The sequence below is a fragment of the Streptomyces sp. NPDC055287 genome, from assembly GCF_053646035.1.
The window spans coordinates 17,005-33,063 of the sequence record NZ_JBSHNE010000011.1 but is presented as its reverse complement, the minus strand read 5'-3'; the positions used below and the strand labels follow the sequence as shown (position 1 = coordinate 33,063).

At 68.8% G+C, this 16,059-nt stretch carries 12 protein-coding genes; 9 read left to right on the top strand and 3 right to left on the bottom strand.

The annotated features are described in order from the left end of the window. Positions 1–20: 20 nt before the first annotated feature. On the bottom strand, positions 21–2,681 hold the full coding sequence (gene polA, locus ACWIHY_RS18990) for a DNA polymerase I (protein ID WP_454376989.1): 2,661 nt from the start codon (positions 2,679–2,681) through the stop codon (positions 21–23). Positions 2,682–2,851: 170 nt separating this feature from the next. On the opposite strand from polA, the gene ACWIHY_RS18985 reads away from it, so the two are divergent. Both ACWIHY_RS18985 and ACWIHY_RS18980 read left to right on the top strand, forming a co-directional pair. Then, entirely contained in the window at positions 2,852–5,131 is a 2,280-nt protein-coding gene (locus ACWIHY_RS18985) for an FdhF/YdeP family oxidoreductase (RefSeq protein WP_454376789.1), read from the top strand. 50 nt (positions 5,132–5,181) lie between these two features. Next, positions 5,182–5,652 (top strand): PaaI family thioesterase, encoded by a 471-nt coding sequence (locus ACWIHY_RS18980; protein WP_454376788.1) that lies wholly within the window; start codon positions 5,182–5,184, stop codon positions 5,650–5,652. A 41-nt stretch (positions 5,653–5,693) separates the two neighbouring features. Here ACWIHY_RS18980 and ACWIHY_RS18975 read toward each other — a convergent pair whose 3' ends face one another. Further along, a complete protein-coding gene (locus ACWIHY_RS18975; RefSeq protein WP_454376787.1) occupies positions 5,694–7,658 on the bottom strand; it encodes a Xaa-Pro dipeptidyl-peptidase in 1,965 nt (654 codons plus the stop codon). A gap of 188 nt (positions 7,659–7,846) precedes the next feature. On the opposite strand from ACWIHY_RS18975, the gene ACWIHY_RS18970 reads away from it, so the two are divergent. The 7 genes from ACWIHY_RS18970 to ACWIHY_RS18940 all read left to right on the top strand — a co-directional run bounded on the left by ACWIHY_RS18970 (position 7,847) and on the right by ACWIHY_RS18940 (position 15,275). After that, positions 7,847–8,434, top strand: coding sequence for a hypothetical protein (locus ACWIHY_RS18970; RefSeq protein WP_454376786.1), 588 nt, complete (start codon positions 7,847–7,849; stop codon positions 8,432–8,434). A 70-nt stretch (positions 8,435–8,504) separates the two neighbouring features. Continuing rightward, positions 8,505–8,906: a hypothetical protein gene (locus tag ACWIHY_RS18965; protein WP_454376785.1), complete on the top strand. Its 402-nt coding sequence runs from the start codon at positions 8,505–8,507 to the stop codon at positions 8,904–8,906. A 546-nt stretch (positions 8,907–9,452) separates the two neighbouring features. After that, complete coding sequence (locus ACWIHY_RS18960) at positions 9,453–10,685, top strand: branched-chain amino acid ABC transporter substrate-binding protein (RefSeq protein ID WP_454376784.1); 1,233 nt, start codon at positions 9,453–9,455, stop codon at positions 10,683–10,685. A gap of 111 nt (positions 10,686–10,796) precedes the next feature. Continuing rightward, complete coding sequence (locus ACWIHY_RS18955; RefSeq protein ID WP_454376783.1) at positions 10,797–11,729, top strand: branched-chain amino acid ABC transporter permease; 933 nt, start codon at positions 10,797–10,799, stop codon at positions 11,727–11,729. A 5-nt stretch (positions 11,730–11,734) separates the two neighbouring features. After that, entirely contained in the window at positions 11,735–13,468 is a 1,734-nt protein-coding gene (locus ACWIHY_RS18950; protein WP_454376782.1) for a branched-chain amino acid ABC transporter permease, read from the top strand. A 5-nt stretch (positions 13,469–13,473) separates the two neighbouring features. After that, positions 13,474–14,562 carry an ABC transporter ATP-binding protein gene (locus tag ACWIHY_RS18945; protein WP_454376988.1) on the top strand — a complete coding sequence of 363 codons (1,089 nt, stop codon included), beginning with the start codon at positions 13,474–13,476 and terminating at the stop codon, positions 14,560–14,562. Then, positions 14,559–15,275: an ABC transporter ATP-binding protein gene (locus tag ACWIHY_RS18940; protein WP_454376781.1), complete on the top strand. Its 717-nt coding sequence runs from the start codon at positions 14,559–14,561 to the stop codon at positions 15,273–15,275. Before ACWIHY_RS18945 ends, ACWIHY_RS18940 begins: the two co-directional genes overlap by 4 nt. A gap of 67 nt (positions 15,276–15,342) precedes the next feature. Here ACWIHY_RS18940 and ACWIHY_RS18935 read toward each other — a convergent pair whose 3' ends face one another. Further along, the gene (locus tag ACWIHY_RS18935) at positions 15,343–15,999 is read right to left on the bottom strand and encodes an ANTAR domain-containing response regulator (RefSeq protein ID WP_454376780.1); all 657 of its coding nucleotides are present in this window, start codon (positions 15,997–15,999) and stop codon (positions 15,343–15,345) included. Positions 16,000–16,059 lie beyond the last annotated feature (60 nt).

Below are 16,059 nucleotides of genomic sequence, written 5' to 3'. Positions count from 1 at the left end.
GCGGGAAGCGGGCCCGGGTGTCAGTGCGCGGCGGACTCCCAGTCGGAGCCCACTCCCACGGACACGTCGAGCGGGGCGCGCAACGACACAGCGCCGGCCATCTCGCGGCGGACGATCTCCTCGACCCGCTCGCGCTCGCCCGGGGCCAGTTCCAGGACGATTTCGTCGTGGACCTGGAGCAGCATCCGGGTCTTCAGGCCCGCCTCGGTCAGTGCCCGGTCGACATTCAGCATGGCGACCTTCACGATGTCGGCGGCCGTGCCCTGGATCGGAGCGTTCAGCGCCATCCGCTCGGCCGCCTCACGGCGCTGGCGGTTGTCGCTGTTCAGGTCCGGCAGGTAGCGGCGGCGGCCGAGCATCGTCGCCGTGTACCCGGTGGCCCGCGCCTCGTCGACGGCACGCCGCAGGTAGTCGCGCACCCCGCCGAACCGCTCGAAGTACGTGTCCATCAGGACCCGGGCCTCGCCCGGGTCGATGTTCAGCTGCTGCGACAGGCCGAAGGCGGACAGGCCGTAGGCCAGGCCGTACGACATGGCCTTGATCTTGCGCCGCATCTCCGCGTCGACCGCCGACCGTTCCACGCCGAACACCTGGGAGGCGACGGTGGTGTGCAGGTCCTCGCCGGAGGTGAACGCCTCGATCAGGCCCTCGTCCTCGGACAGGTGCGCCATCACACGCAGCTCGATCTGGCTGTAGTCCGCGGTCATGAGCGACTCGAAGCCCTCGCCGACTACGAAGCCGCGGCGGATGGCGCGGCCCTCGTCCGTACGCACCGGCACGTTCTGCAGGTTCGGGTCGGTGGAGGAGAGGCGGCCGGTCGCCGCGACCGTCTGGCTGAAGGTGGTGTGGATCCGGCCGTCGCCGGCGATCGTCTTGATCAGCCCCTCGACCGTGGACCGCAGCCGGGCCTGCTCACGGTGACGCAGCATGATCACCGGCAGTTCGTGCTCGGTCTGGGCGGCCAGCCAGGCCAGCGCGTCCGCGTCCGTGGTGTAACCGGTCTTGGTCTTCTTCGTCTTGGGCAGGTTCAGCTCGCCGAAGAAGACCTCCTGAAGCTGCTTGGGCGAGCCGAGGTTGAACTCGTGGCCCACCGAGGCGTGCGCCTCCTTCACCGCCTGCTGCACCGCGCCGGCGAACTGCTGCTCCATCGCCTCCAGATGGGCGCGGTCGGCCGAGATGCCGTAGCGCTCCAGCCGGGCCAGCAGCACGGACGTGGGCAGTTCCACGTCGTGCAGCAGCTCGGTGGCGCCCACCTCCTCGAGCTTCACGCCGAACGCGTCGCCCAGGTCCAGGACCGCGCGGGCCTGCGCCATCAGCGCGTCGGCCTCGGCCTGGTCGTCCTCGTCGGAGCCGAAGGCCAGCTGACCGTCGGCGGCGGCCGGGGCGAGCTCACGGTGCAGGTACTCGACGGACAGGGCGTCCAGCGCGAAGGACCTGCGGCCGGGCTTGACCAGGTAGGCGGCGAGGGCGGTGTCCATCGTGATGCCCTCGATGTGCCAGCCGTGCTCGGGGAAGACCCGCAGCGCGTCCTTTGCGTTGTGCATGACCTTCGGCCTGGCCGGGTCGGCGAGCCAAGCGGCGAAAGCGCGCTCGTCGGACTCGTCCAGCTCGGTCGTGTCGAACCAGGCCGCCTTGCCGTCGGCGGCCGCCAGCGCGACCTCGCCGACATTGCCGACGCCCAGCGCCCAGGTCGCGACGGTGGAAACACCGAGCGGCTGCCCGCCGTGCTGCTCCAGCCACGCCGCCAGTCCGCCGGCGCGCAGTACCGTGCCGTCCAGCTGGACACCGGCGTCCGGGGCCGGGGCCTCTTCCTCCTCGGCGCCCGGATCGACGGCGAGCAGCCGCTCCCGCAGGCTCGGGTTGCGGATCTCCAGGACCTCCAGGAACCCCTTCAGAGCGGCCCTGTCGTACGGCGCGCGCTCCAGGTCCGCCACGGCCTTCGGCAGCTCCACGTCACGGACCAGCTCGGTCAGGTGGCGGTTGAGCTTGACCGACTCCAGGTGGTCGCGCAGGGCCTGCCCGACCTTGCCCTTGACCTCCTCGGCGCGCTCGACCAGATCGGCGAACGTACCGAACTGGTTGATCCACTTCGTGGCGGTCTTCTCACCGACACCGGGGATGCCCGGCAGGTTGTCCGAAGGGTCGCCGCGCAGGGCGGCGAAGTCGGGGTACTGCGAGGGGGTCAGCCCGTACTTCTCCTGGACCTTCTCCGGGGTGAACCGGGTCAGCTCGGAGACGCCCTTGGTCGGGTACAGCACGGTCACATGGTCGGAGACCAGCTGGAAGGAGTCCCGGTCGCCGGTGACGATCAGCACGTCGAAACCGGCCGCCTCCGCCTGGGTGGCAAGGGTGGCGATGATGTCGTCGGCCTCGAAGCCGTCCACCGCGAACCGTTCCGCGTTCATGGTGTCCAGCAGCTCGCCGATCAGCTCGACCTGCCCCTTGAACTCGTCGGGGGTCTTCGAGCGGTTCGCCTTGTACTCCGGGAAGTCGGCCGAGCGCCACGTCTTGCGCGACACGTCGAAGGCCACCGCGAAATGCGTGGGCGCCTCGTCGCGCAGCGTGTTCGCCAGCATCGACGCGAAGCCGTAGATGGCGTTCGTCGGCTGGCCGCTCGCGGTCGTGAAATTCTCCGCGGGCAGCGCGAAGAACGCTCGGTACGCCAGGGAGTGCCCGTCCATGAGGAGCAGGCGGGGACGGTTTTCTGCGGTCTTCTTCGATGCTGTCTCTGACACGCCCACGATCCTAGGCCGCGCCACTGACAATGCGGGCCCGCGCCCTCGCACTGTCGGCGCAGCGTGACAGGATCGGAGATGTACGTAACAGAACCGCACGCTCAAAGGGGAGCGCCATGGCTACCAAGCCGCCCACAGGTGACCCGGTCCAGGACGCGCCGCAGGTCGCCGCTCCCCAGCACGCCGCGGCAGGGCTCCCCGCCATCGGGCACACGCTGAAGATGGCCCAGCAGCAGATGGGCGTGCGCCGCACGGCGCGAACCCTCCTCAAGGTCAACCAGAAGGACGGCTTCGACTGCCCCGGCTGCGCGTGGCCCGAGGAGGACAAGCGGCACACGGCGGAGTTCTGTGAGAACGGCGCGAAGGCGGTCGCCGAGGAGGCGACGCTGCGCCGCGTCACCCCCGACTTCTTCGCCGCGCATCCCGTGGCCGACCTCGCCACACGCAGCGGGTACTGGCTGGGGCAGCAGGGCCGGATCACCCAGCCGATGTACCTGGCGGAGGGCGCCGACCGGTACGACGCGGTGACCTGGGAGCGGGCCTTCGAGATCGTCGCGGAGGAGCTGGGGGCGCTCGGCTCCCCCGACGAGGCCGTCTTCTACACCTCGGGCCGCACCAGCAACGAGGCGGCGTTCCTGCTCCAGCTCTTCGCGCGCGAATTCGGCACCAACAACCTGCCGGACTGCTCCAACATGTGCCATGAGTCGTCGGGCTCGGCCCTGGTCGAGACCATCGGCATCGGCAAGGGCAGCGTCTCCCTCGAAGATCTGCACCGGGCCGACCTGATCATCGTCGCCGGACAGAACCCGGGCACCAACCACCCGCGGATGCTCACCGCCCTGGAGAAGGCCAAGGCCGCCGGCGCGAAGATCATCTCGGTGAACCCGCTGCCCGAAGCCGGACTCGAACGCTTCAAGAACCCGCAGACCCCCCAGGGCATGATCAAGGGAGCGGCTCTCACCGACCTCTTCCTCCAGATCCGCCTCGGCGGCGACCAGGCCCTCTTCCGGCTGCTCAACAAACTGATCGTCGAATCGGACGGCGCGGTCGACGAGGAGTTCGTACGCGAACACACGCACGGGTACAAGGAGTTCGCGGCCGCCGCACGCGAAGCCGACTGGGAAGAGACGCTCGCCGCCACCGGTCTGGAGCGCGCGAAGATCGAGCAGTCCCTCGCGATGGTCCTCGCCTCCCGGCGCACCATCGTGTGCTGGGCCATGGGCCTGACCCAGCACAAGCACGCGGTGCCGACCATCCGTGAAGTCGTCAACTTCCTGCTGCTGCGCGGCAACATCGGCCGCCCCGGCGCCGGAGTGTGCCCCGTGCGCGGCCACTCCAACGTGCAGGGCGACCGCACCATGGGCATCTTCGAGCGCCCCGCCCCCGCGTTCCTCGACGCCCTCGACAAGGAATTCGGGATCACCTCGCCGCGCCACCACGGCTTCGACGTCGTACGGTCCATCCAGGCGCTGCGCGACGGCGAGGCCAAGGTCTTCTTCGCGATGGGCGGCAACTTCGTCGGCGCCACCCCGGACACCGACGTCACGGAAGCCGCGATGCGCAAGGCCCGCCTGACGGTCCACGTGTCGACGAAGCTCAACCGCTCGCACGCCGTCACCGGCGCCCGCGCGCTGATCCTGCCCACCCTCGGACGTACCGACAAGGACGTACAGGCGGGCGGCAAGCAGTTCGTCACCGTCGAGGACTCCATGGGCATGGTGCACGCCTCGCGCGGCAACCTCGCCCCCGCGAGCCCGCACCTGCTGTCCGAGCCGGCCATCGTCGCCCGTCTGGCGCGGGCGGTCCTCGGCCCCGCGTCCCACACGCCCTGGGAAGACTTCGAGAAGGACTACGGCACGATCCGCGACCGGATCGCCCGGGTCGTTCCCGGCTTCGAGGACTTCAACGCACGCGTCGCGCGCCCCGGCGGGTTTACCCTGCCGCACGGCCCGCGCGACGAACGGCGCTTCAACACCGCCACCGGCAAGGCCAACTTCACCGCGGCGCCCGTCGAGTACCCGACGCTCCCCGAGGGCCGGCTGCTGCTCCAGACCCTGCGCTCGCACGACCAGTACAACACCACGATCTACGGCCTCGACGACCGCTACCGGGGCATCAAGGGCGGCCGCCGCGTCGTCCTCGTCAACCCCGACGACGCCCGCGAGCTGGGCCTCGCCGACGGGGCGTACACCGACCTCGTCAGCGAGTGGAAGGACGGCCTCGAGCGGCGCGCCCCCGGCTTCCGCGTCGTGCACTACCCGACCGCGCGGGGCTGCGCCGCCGCCTACTACCCCGAGACCAATGTGCTGGTGCCTCTCGACGCCACCGCGGACACCAGCAACACCCCCGCGAGCAAGTCCGTCATTGTGCGTCTGGAACAATCACCCACCGCCTAAGCGTTCGCTTAAGGACGATGGATGCCGTACGACGATCGGAGCAGGGCCCCATGGGCGAGCAGACCGCAGCTGTGAAGTTCCCGCAAGAGGTCATCGACGAGTACGCCCAGCTGGGCGTCGACCTGCCCGCTCTCTTCTCCGCCGGAGATCTCGGCACCCGCATGGGCGTGCGGATCATCGAGGCCTCCGCGGAGCGCGTGGTCGGCACCATGCCCGTCGAGGGCAACACCCAGCCGTACGGGCTCCTGCACGGCGGGGCCTCGGCCGTGCTCGCCGAGACCCTCGGTTCCATCGGCTCGATGCTGCACGGCGGCGCCGGCAAGGTCGCTGTCGGCGTGGACCTCAACTGCACACACCACCGGGGAGCCCGCAGCGGCCTGGTGACCGGGGTGGCCACCCCCGTCCACCGCGGACGCTCCACCGCGACGTACGAAATCGTCATCACCGACGAGCAGGACAAGCGGGTCTGCACGGCCCGCCTGACCTGCCTGCTGCGCGACGCGGACGGCCTCAAGGGCTGATCGGCGGCCGGCGCATGTGACCGGCGGCTGCCAGCCGTTGATCACGGAGCGACCGGCAGCGTCACACTGCTGACCCCGGCCCGGACCGTCATCCACGTCCCGGCCGGGTAGCGCAGCGTGTAGTCGTAATCCGTCGAGATCAGCACCACGCCCAGCCGGTGCCCCTTCCTGACCACGTACTCCTGCGGCTGCATGTCCCACTGCAGCCGGTACTCCCGGCCCTCCACGACCCGGTCCTGGCGCGCCTCGGAGTTCCGGTTGCGGGCGTCCAGCCACCCACGCGACACGATCTTGAAGTCGGCGGTCTCCGTACGGTGCCTCGTCCGGTACGCGCACCCCGTCTCCGCCGTGCCCGGGATGCCCTCGCCGTAGCAGACCTGCTGCGAGGTGTCCGTCACGGTCCCCGCCGTCGCCCGGCTGTCCGTGCCGTAGTCGACCAGCAGCGCCGTCACATACGGCGAGGTCCCCCTGAACGAGGCGCGGACCGAGACCCGCGGCACACCGTTGACCCGCAGGTCCCGCGCCAGCGGTTCGCTCGTGTACGCCAGCCGGTTCGCGTTCGCCACGTCCGGCGCGGCCACCAACTGCTCGGCCCTGACCGTACGCCCCGCGTCCGTCAGAGCCTGCCGCACCGGGAGCCCCGGGCTCGGTGACAGGCCGGCGTCCGCGTTCAGCCGCAGCTTCATCTTCCGCGTGCCGCGCGCGGGCCACTGCGACTGCCGCTTCCAGCTGAAGTCGGCCTGCTCCACATCGACCGCCGGCTCGTCCGGGGCGCCGTTGTCCAGCCCGTACAGCCAGTAGTCGAACCACTGGTGCGTCTGGTGCAGCCACTCCTCCATGCGCAGCGGCATCGGGTTGCTGTGACCCGCCTGGTGCAGCCACATCTTGCGCGGCACACCGTGCTTCTTCAGCGCGTCCCACAGGGCGACGGAGTGCTTCGTCTTCACGTTCCAGTCGTTGAAACCATGGACGACGAAGACCCCGGCCTTGATCCTGCCGACGTCCTTGAGGTAGTCGCGTTCCTCCCAGAACGGCCCGAAGTCTCCTGATTTCCGGTCCTGTTCGGCGGTCAGTCCGTCCAGCACCGGCTCGCAGATCTCCTGATCCGCCCTGCTGTACACACCCTTGGCCAGGATGTCGGTGTCCTCGCCCTGATAACCGCCGGGCGCCACGACGCCGCCGTTGGCCCGGTAGTAGTCGTACCAGGAGGAGATCCCTGAGATCGGCACGATCGCCTTCAGGCCCTCGACGCCCGTAGTAGCCACCGCCGTCGGCAGAGTCCCGTTGTACGAGATCCCCATCATGGCCGCGTTGCCCGTCGACCAGCCCGCGCCGACCGGCTTCCCTTCCAGGTCCCAGCCCTTCGCCCGCCCGTTCAGCCAGTCCACGGCGGCCTTCGCACCGAGCGTCTCGTTGCTCCCGCCCGATGTCGAACAGCCGGTCGCCCCGCCCGTCCCCACACTGTCGAGCTGCGCCACCGCGTAGCCGCGCGGCAGGAAGTAGTTGTCGTAGTAACCGGAGTACGGAACAGCGGGCCCGACCAGACCGGGCGTACGCACCTTCGGGCCCGGCCTTCCGGCGCCGCCGTCCGGCAGCCCGTCCTCGTCCAGGTCGACCGGGTGGAACGGGACATCGGGCCCGCCGCCCCAGTACGGACTGGCCTCGATGATGGTGGCGACCTTCAGCCCGGTGTCCGTCTCCTTCGGCCTCAGAATCCGCATTCGTACGGTGTCCCGCCTGCCGTCGCGGTCGCTGTCCGCCTCCGTCTCGATGTCCACCTGCTGGTAGACGGCGTCCGCACGGGAGAACACCGGACGGGTCTCATCGCCGACGATCTTCAGCGCGGGCGTCGACGCGGACCCGGACGCGCGTACGGGAGCGGGTACGGGAGCGGGCTCGTCGTACGCCTGCGCGGCGGGCGCGGGAAGCGCTGCGAGCAGGGAGACGGCCAGTGCCGCCGTGCCGAGCCCGCGTGCCGACGTACGTATACCGGTGGATCTCGCCATCGTGGCTGCCTCCAAGGGGCCCGGAACTGACGATCACATGAAGAGCGCGCACACATTCCACCGCGCCGACCCCTCCGGCACCAGACCGCAACGCCCCTCTCCCCCAGCCCTCTTGCCCCTCCACCAACGCAACCGGTTCGCTGACCCCACCCCCACAGGAGAGCGCCCGTCCCACCACACCCAAGGGCTTGACCGCAGTACGCGTCATGATCGACGCGGATACGTTCCTGACCGCCGCGCACTGCACCACCGACTGGCCCGACAACGTGAAGTTCTACGTCTCCCTCGACCAGGACGTGCAGGCCGGCCTCGACAAGGCCGCGGCCCAGTACCCCGGCGATCCGGCAGCCGTCGCCGAAGCGGTCGCCGTCCGGGGTTCGGCCCACAACCACCCCGCCTACCGGGGCCCTGAACGCCCTCGGCCCCCAGGGCCTCGACGACGCCGCCTTCACCGTCGCCGGGTACGGCACCCAGGAAGCCCTGCGCGGACCCGGCGGCCACACCCACCCGGCGGCGGCGTACGCATGAAGGCCCCCGTCACGTACAACGCACTCAACGACGCGTGGCTGCGGCTCTCCATGACCGCACCCCAGGGCAACGGCGGTGCCTGCTACGGCGATTCGGGCGGCCCGAACTTCGCCACGCTCGCCGGTCGGCGCACCCTGGTCGCCACCACGATCACCGGCGACACCCCCTGCTACGCCACCAACGTCACCTACCGGCTGGACACACCCGGGGCCCGCGCCTCCCTCTCCCCCTTCACGAAGCTGCCGTAAGGACCGGCCTCCCCTTCCCGACCGGCCTCCGCCTGTTGTGTCACAGATCGTGACGGCCTAGCGTTTCCCCATGGGGACCAGACCGCACGCTCCGGCCAGGTACACCGCCTGTGCGCTCCTGGCCGCACTGGCCGTCGCGGGCTGCTCGGCTTCCCGCCCGGCCGCCCGGCCCGCGACACCCTCCCCCACTCCCCACAAGACCTCGCCCGAGGAGATATGCACAGAACTCGTCTCGTACTGGGCCGAAGAGACGCTCAAGGGCAGTAAATGGTCAGGCCTCGACTGGGAGCAGAAGGGGCTGTCCAATGAGCAGTACACCCTGCACGAGGAGATCGTCGCCGCAGGTCGCGCCGAGGCGAAGCGCCGAGGCCGCGCGGCAGGGCTCAGGCTGATCGACCGACTGGCCAAGCAGGAATGCGCCGCCCGGAACGGCGCCACCGGCAGCTCCGAGAACTGGCGCGCACCCCGATAGGCCCCACAACAGCCCCCGTCCGCGCGAACACCCTTCGCACACAAGGCCGTTGACGATCCCACCGCCCCCTCACCGCCGCGGCACCACACGGCAGGCCGGATCAGGCAACGGCACCGGGCGGAAACAAGCCACCCTCCCCTGATGTAACACTGCGTAACGGGATCGCAATCAAACTCCGCGCATCGCGCTCAACATCGACTACGGCGACGATCCCGCCAGTGCCCTTCAGGCCATCCATCGGCCGCCGGACCCAAGATCAGCACAGGCGCCGCAGCGGAACTGCACGTTCTCAGCATGTGGTCATTTCCGCCGCCGAAGGTATCGCCCGATCCGTCCGCACTGCCCTACCCAACGTTGGCCTTGGCATAACAAGAGAGTCACATCCTGACTTCACACCTCCACGACCCCTCCACCTCCGCCTAGAGTCACGGCCAGTCACCGCGCCGCCGGGCGCGTCTGCTGCACGGCCCTAGTACCAAACCAGTACGGCCCGGCGATCGTCACGGCACCTCAGCAGAGGAGGCCGCGCCAGGGAAAGGACTTTTCGTGCGACACCGTTCTTTGCTCATCATCACCACAGCGCTCACGACCGGAGCACTGACTCTCACCGCTTGTGGGTCGCGCGACGACAACAAGGGCGGCGAGGACAGCAGCAAGAAGACCACCGTCGTCATCGGTGTCGACGCACCACTGACCGGCTCCCTGTCCGCACTCGGCCAGGGAATCAAGAACTCGGTGGACCTCGCGGCCAAGACCGCGAACAAGAACAACGAAGTCCCCGGCGTCGAGTTCAAGATCGAAGCCCTTGACGACCAGGCCGTACCCGCCTCCGGCAAGGCCAACGCGGCCAAGCTCGTCGGCAACAAGGACGTCATCGGAGCCGTCGGCCCGCTGAACTCCGGCGTCGCCCAGTCCATGCAGGGCGACTTCGAGAAGGCCGGCGTCGTCCAGGTCTCCCCGGCCAACACGAACCCGGCCCTGAGCCAGGGCGACAACTGGGGCAAGGGCGAGTTCAAGCGCCCGTTCAAGACCTACTTCAGGACCGCCGCCACTGACGTCGTCCAGGGCAAGTTCGCCGCCCAGTACCTCTACAACGACGCCAAGAAGCGCAAGGTCTACGTCGTCGACGACAAGCAGACCTACGGCGCCGGCCTCGCCGCGATCTTCTCCGCCGAATTCAAGCGCCTCGGCGGCAAGATCGCCGGCACCGACCACGTCACGGTGAAGGAGACCGACTTCTCCAGCACCGCCGACAAGGTCAAGGCGTCGAAGGCCGACTCCGTCTACTTCGGCGGCCAGTACCCCGAGGGCGGCCTGCTCTCCGACCAGATCAAGAAGACCGGCGCCAAGATCCCCACCATGGGCGGCGACGGCATCTACGACCCGGCCTTCATCAGCGCCTCCGGCGTGGCGAACGACGGTGACTTCGCGACCTCCATCGGCTACCCGGTCGAGAAGCTCCCGACGGCCAAGAAGTTCATCGCCGACTACGCGGCCGCAGGCTACAAGGACCCGTACGCGGCATACGGCGGCTACTCCTACGACGCCGGCTGGGCCATCATCCAGGCCGTCAAGTCCGTCGTGGCCGCCAACGACGGCAAGCTGCCCGACGACGCCCGCGCCAAGGTCGTCGAGGCCATGGCCAAGGTCTCCTTCGACGGCGTGACCGGCAAGGTCGCCTTCGACGAGTACGGCGACACCACGAACAAGCAGCTCACCGTCTACAAGGTCGAAGGCAAGGTCTGGAAGGACGTCAAGTCCGCCACCTTCAAGGACTGATCCACCCCAGCACAGCCCCCGCTCCACAGCACAACCTGACCCACACCGCGCGAGGGCGCAACAGCGCCCTCGCGCGGAGTCATATCCGACAAGCTCATCGGAGGCCCTGCGGTGCACGAACTGCCGCAACAGCTGGCCAACGGCCTTGCCCTCGGCGCCCTCTATGGCCTCATAGCCATCGGGTACACCATGGTGTACGGCATCGTCCAGCTCATCAACTTCGCCCACGGCGAGATCTTCATGATCGGGGGCTTCGGCGCCCTCACCGCCTACATCGCGCTCCCCAGCGGAACGTCGCTGCTCGTGGCCATCCCCCTCATGATCGTCGGCGGTGCCATCGCATCCGTCGCCGTCGCCACCGCCGCGGAACGCTTCGCCTACCGCCCGCTGCGCAGCGCGCCACGGCTGGCCCCGCTCATCACCGCAATCGGCCTCTCGATTGTTCTCCAGCAGCTTGTCTGGGGCCTCTACCCCGACGCGAAGAAGCCGCGCAGCTTCCCCGAGTTCCAGGGCGAGTCGTTCAAGATCTTCGACAACCTGTACCTCCAGCGCGCCGACGCCTTCGTCCTCGTCCTCGCCCCCGCGTGCATGCTCGCCCTCGGCCTCTTCGTAGCCAAGAGCCGCAGCGGCCGCGCCATGCAGGCCACCGCGCAGGACCCCGACACCGCGAAGCTGATGGGCATCAACACCGACCGCATCATCGTCATGGCCTTCGCCATCGGTGCCGCGTTCGCCGCCGTCGCAGCCGTCGCGTACGGCCTCGACAAGGGTCAGATCAACTTCGAGATGGGCTTCATCCTCGGACTCAAGGCCTTCACCGCCGCCGTCCTCGGCGGCATCGGCAACATCTACGGAGCCATGGTCGGCGGAGTCGTCCTCGGCCTCGCGGAATCCCTGTCGATCGCCTACATCGAAGAGATTCCCGGGATGCAGCAGCTCGGCGGCGGCGCTTGGGCCAACGTCTGGGCATTCGTACTTCTCATCGTCGTGCTCCTCGTCAGGCCACAGGGCCTGCTCGGCGAGCGCGTCGCGGATCGGGCGTGAGAGCCATGACAACCGACACCACGACAGCCGAGACGGCGGCCGCCGACACCGGCGCCCGGGCCGACCTCTTCCGTTGGCTGACCGCAGCGGGTGGCCTCGCCACCGTCGCCAGCACCTTCATGTCCTGGACCTACACCGACGAGTTCCCCGGCGACCTCACCGTCTACGGGTACCCCGGCGGCCTCCAGGTCCTCACTCTCGTCGCGGGCCTCCTCACCACCCTGTACGCCCTCGTCGCACTGGACCTCAAGGGCCTGGGCTGGCTGGCCCCCACCGGCACCACCAAAGCCCTGCGGCTGCTCGCCCTCGGTGCCCTCGGCACCACCTGGTTCACGGTCATCGCCATCGCCGTCGAACTCGGCGGCGTGGTCAACCTCGAACCCGGCGGCTTCGTCGCAGCCGTCGCCTCCCTCATCCCCGTCGCCGCGGCGTTCCAGCTCCCCGACGACACCCGCAAGGCGCACCGACCCAAGGAACTCCCCTCCTGGGCCGAGATCCTGATCATCGTCGCCGCCTTCGCGATCGGCCTCTTCGTCGTCACCTACGGCATCGACACCGAGTACGCCGAACTCTTCACCGGCTACATGATCACCGCCGGCTTCGCCATCACCGCCCTCTTCAAGGCCGGCCTCATGGCACGGCTCTCGGCGCTCACCACCAAGTACCGCTCCATCGCGGTGGCAGCCGCCTTCGTCGCCGCAGCAGCCTTCCCCTTCACCCAGAACACCGACCAGTTCACCCTCATCGCGGTCAACATCCTCATCTTCGCGACCGTCGCACTCGGGCTGAACATCGTCGTCGGCCTCGCCGGACTCCTCGACCTCGGATACGTCGCCTTCCTCGGCGTCGGCGCCTACACCGCCGCGCTCGTCTCAGGCACCACCGCATCCGCCTTCGACGTCCAGTTCCCCTTCTGGGCATCCGTCCTCACCGGCGGCGCCGTCTCCCTGATCTTCGGCGTCGTCATCGGAGCCCCCACCCTGCGCCTGCGCGGCGACTACCTCGCCATCGTCACCCTCGGCTTCGGTGAGATCTTCCGCATCACCGTCGGCAACCTCGACGGCGTATCCGGCCCGCAGGTCACCAACGGCCCCAACGGCGTACCGAACGTCCCCGACCTCGTCTTCTTCGGATACGACTTCGGCGAATCCCACACCATCGCCGGCTTCGAACTCGGCTCGTACGCCAACTACTACCTGCTCATGCTGCTCGCGATGATCCTCGTGATCCTCGTCTTCAGCCGCGCAGGCAGCTCCCGCATCGGCCGCGCCTGGGTCGCCATCCGCGAGGACGAGACCGCCGCCACCGCCATGGGCATCAACGGCTTCCGGGTCAAGCTCATCGCGTTCGCCCTCGGCGCCACCCTCGCCGGCCTCGCCGGCACGGTCCAGGCACACGTCCAGAGCACCGTCGTACCGGAGATGTACGTCTTCGCCGGACCCGTGCCGCCCAACTCCGCCTTCCTCCTCGCCGCCGTCATCCTCGGCGGCATGGGAACCATCAGCGGACCGCTCATCGGCGCCACGCTCCTCTACATGATCCCCGCCAAGCTGCAGTTCCTCCAGGACTACCAGCTGCTCGGCTTCGGCATCGCGCTGATCCTCCTCATGCGCTTCCGCCCCGAAGGCCTCATCGCCAACCGGCGCGCCCAGCTCGAGTACCACGAGACCGACCAACTCGACGTACCGGACAAGGGCCTGACCGACTCCGGCGTCGGCATCACGAAGGCGGGGGCGTGAACGACATGACGACCACCACCGAGAACACCACCGGGACCACCGAGACCACCGCGGTCCTGGACGCCAGCGGCGTCACCATGCGCTTCGGCGGCCTCACCGCCGTACGCTCGGTCGACCTCAAGGTCAACGCCGGCGAGATCGTCGGTCTCATCGGCCCCAACGGCGCCGGCAAGACCACCTTCTTCAACTGCCTCACCGGGCTCTACGTGCCCACCGAAGGCAAGGTCTCCTACAAGGGCACCGTCCTGCCGCCCAAGCCCCACCTCGTCACCCAGGCAGGCATCGCCCGTACCTTCCAGAACATCCGGCTCTTCGCCAACATGACCGTCCTGGAGAACGTCCTCGTCGGACGCCACACCAGGACCAAGGAAGGCCTCTGGTCCGCCCTCCTGCGGGGCCCCGGCTTCAAGAAGGCCGAAGCCGCCTCCCACAAGCGGGCCATGGAACTGCTCGAGTTCATCGGCCTCCAGCACAAGGCCGACCACCTCGCGCGCAACCTCCCCTACGGCGAACAGCGCAAGCTCGAAATCGCTCGCGCCCTCGCCAGCGACCCCGGCCTGCTGCTCCTCGACGAGCCCACCGCCGGCATGAACCCGCAGGAAACCCGCGTCACCGAAGAACTCATCTTCGCGATCCGGGACCAGGGCATCGCCGTACTCGTCATCGAGCACGACATGCGCTTCATCTTCAACCTCTGCGACCGCGTCGCCTGCCTCGTCCAGGGCGAGAAGCTCGTCGAAGGCACCGCCGCCGTCGTCCAGGGCGACGAACGGGTCGTCGCCGCCTACCTCGGTACGCCGTTCGAAGGCGCACCGGGGGCGGAGGAGGCCGCCGAGGTCGAAGCGGCCGAAGTCGCCCAGAGCGCGGTCAGTACCACCAAGACCGCCGGTGCTGACAGCGCGGAGAGCACGGACGAGAGCACGGAGAGCACCGTCGGCTCCGACGCCACGGACGGCGCTGCCGACACTGCCGACACAGACAGTGCCGACGACGCCGGCGACTCTGACAGCTCTGACAGCTCTGACAGCTCCGAAGGCACGGACAGCACCACCAGCACCACCAGCACCACCAGCCCGGAAGGGGAAACCCAGTGACCGCTCTCCTCGAGGTCGAGGACCTCAGGGTCGCCTACGGCAAGATCGAAGCCGTCAAGGGCATCTCCTTCAGCGTCGAAGCCGGCCAGGTCGTCACCCTCATCGGCACCAACGGTGCGGGCAAGACCACCACCCTGCGGACACTGTCCGGGCTCCTCAAGCCCTCCGGCGGCCGCATCACCTTCGACGGGAAGCCCCTGAGCGGGGTCCCCGCCCACAAGATCGTGTCCCTCGGACTCGCCCACTCCCCCGAGGGCCGGCACATCTTCCCCCGCCTGTCCATCACGGAAAACCTCCAGCTCGGAGCATTCCTGCGGACGGACAAGGCGGGCATCGAGAAGGACATCCAGCGCGCCTACGATCTCTTCCCCATCCTGGGCGAACGCAGAAGGCAGGCCGCCGGAACCCTCTCGGGCGGTGAGCAGCAGATGCTCGCCATGGGACGCGCGCTGATGTCCCAGCCGAAGCTCCTGATGCTGGACGAGCCCTCCATGGGCCTCTCCCCGATCATGATGCAGAAGATCATGGAGACCATCGTCGAGCTCAAGGCACAGGGCACCACCATCCTGCTCGTCGAGCAGAACGCCCAGGCCGCGCTGTCGCTGGCGGACGAGGCACACGTCATGGAAGTCGGCACCATCAAGCTCTCCGGCCCCGGCCGCGAGCTGCTCCACGACGAGTCCGTCCGCAAGACGTACCTCGGCGAGGACTGAGCCGCACCAACCACAGGAGGCCCGCACCCCGAAACGGGGGTGCGGGCCTCCTGCCGTGTCTCTTCTCCTACTGGTCCTTCGCGGCCTTCTTCTCCTCGGCGTCCTCGATGACCGCCTCCGCCACCTGTTGCATCGACAGGCGGCGGTCCATCGAAGTCTTCTGGATCCACCGGAACGCGGCCGGCTCGCTCAGCCCGTACTGCGTCTGCAGCACCGACTTCGCCCGGTCCACCAGCTTCCGCGTCTCCAGCCGCTGCGTAAGATCCGCGACTTCGTTCTCCAGCGCCTTCAGCTCGGTGAACCGCGACACCGCCATCTCGATGGCCGGAACGACGTCACTCTTGCTGAACGGCTTCACGAGGTACGCCATCGCACCGGCGTCCCGGGCCCTCTCGACGAGATCGCGCTGCGAGAACGCGGTCAGCATGAGGACGGGGGCGATCGACTCCTCCGTGATCTTCTCGGCGGCGGAGATCCCATCCAGCACGGGCATCTTCACGTCAAGGATGACGAGGTCGGGCCGGTGCTCACGGGCGAGCTCGACGGCCTGCTGCCCGTCACCGGCCTCGCCCACGACCGCGTAGCCCTCTTCTTCGAGCATCTCTTTGAGGTCGAGGCGGATGAGGGCTTCGTCCTCGGCGATGACGACGCGGGTCGTCAGCGGCGGGACGTGCGACTTGTTGTCGTCGTCGGCGACGGGCTGGGGCGACTCGGGGGTGGTCACGGGGCTCCTCGTTCCACGGCAGGTACAGCTCTCCATGAGCCTACCTAGCTGCGGTATGGT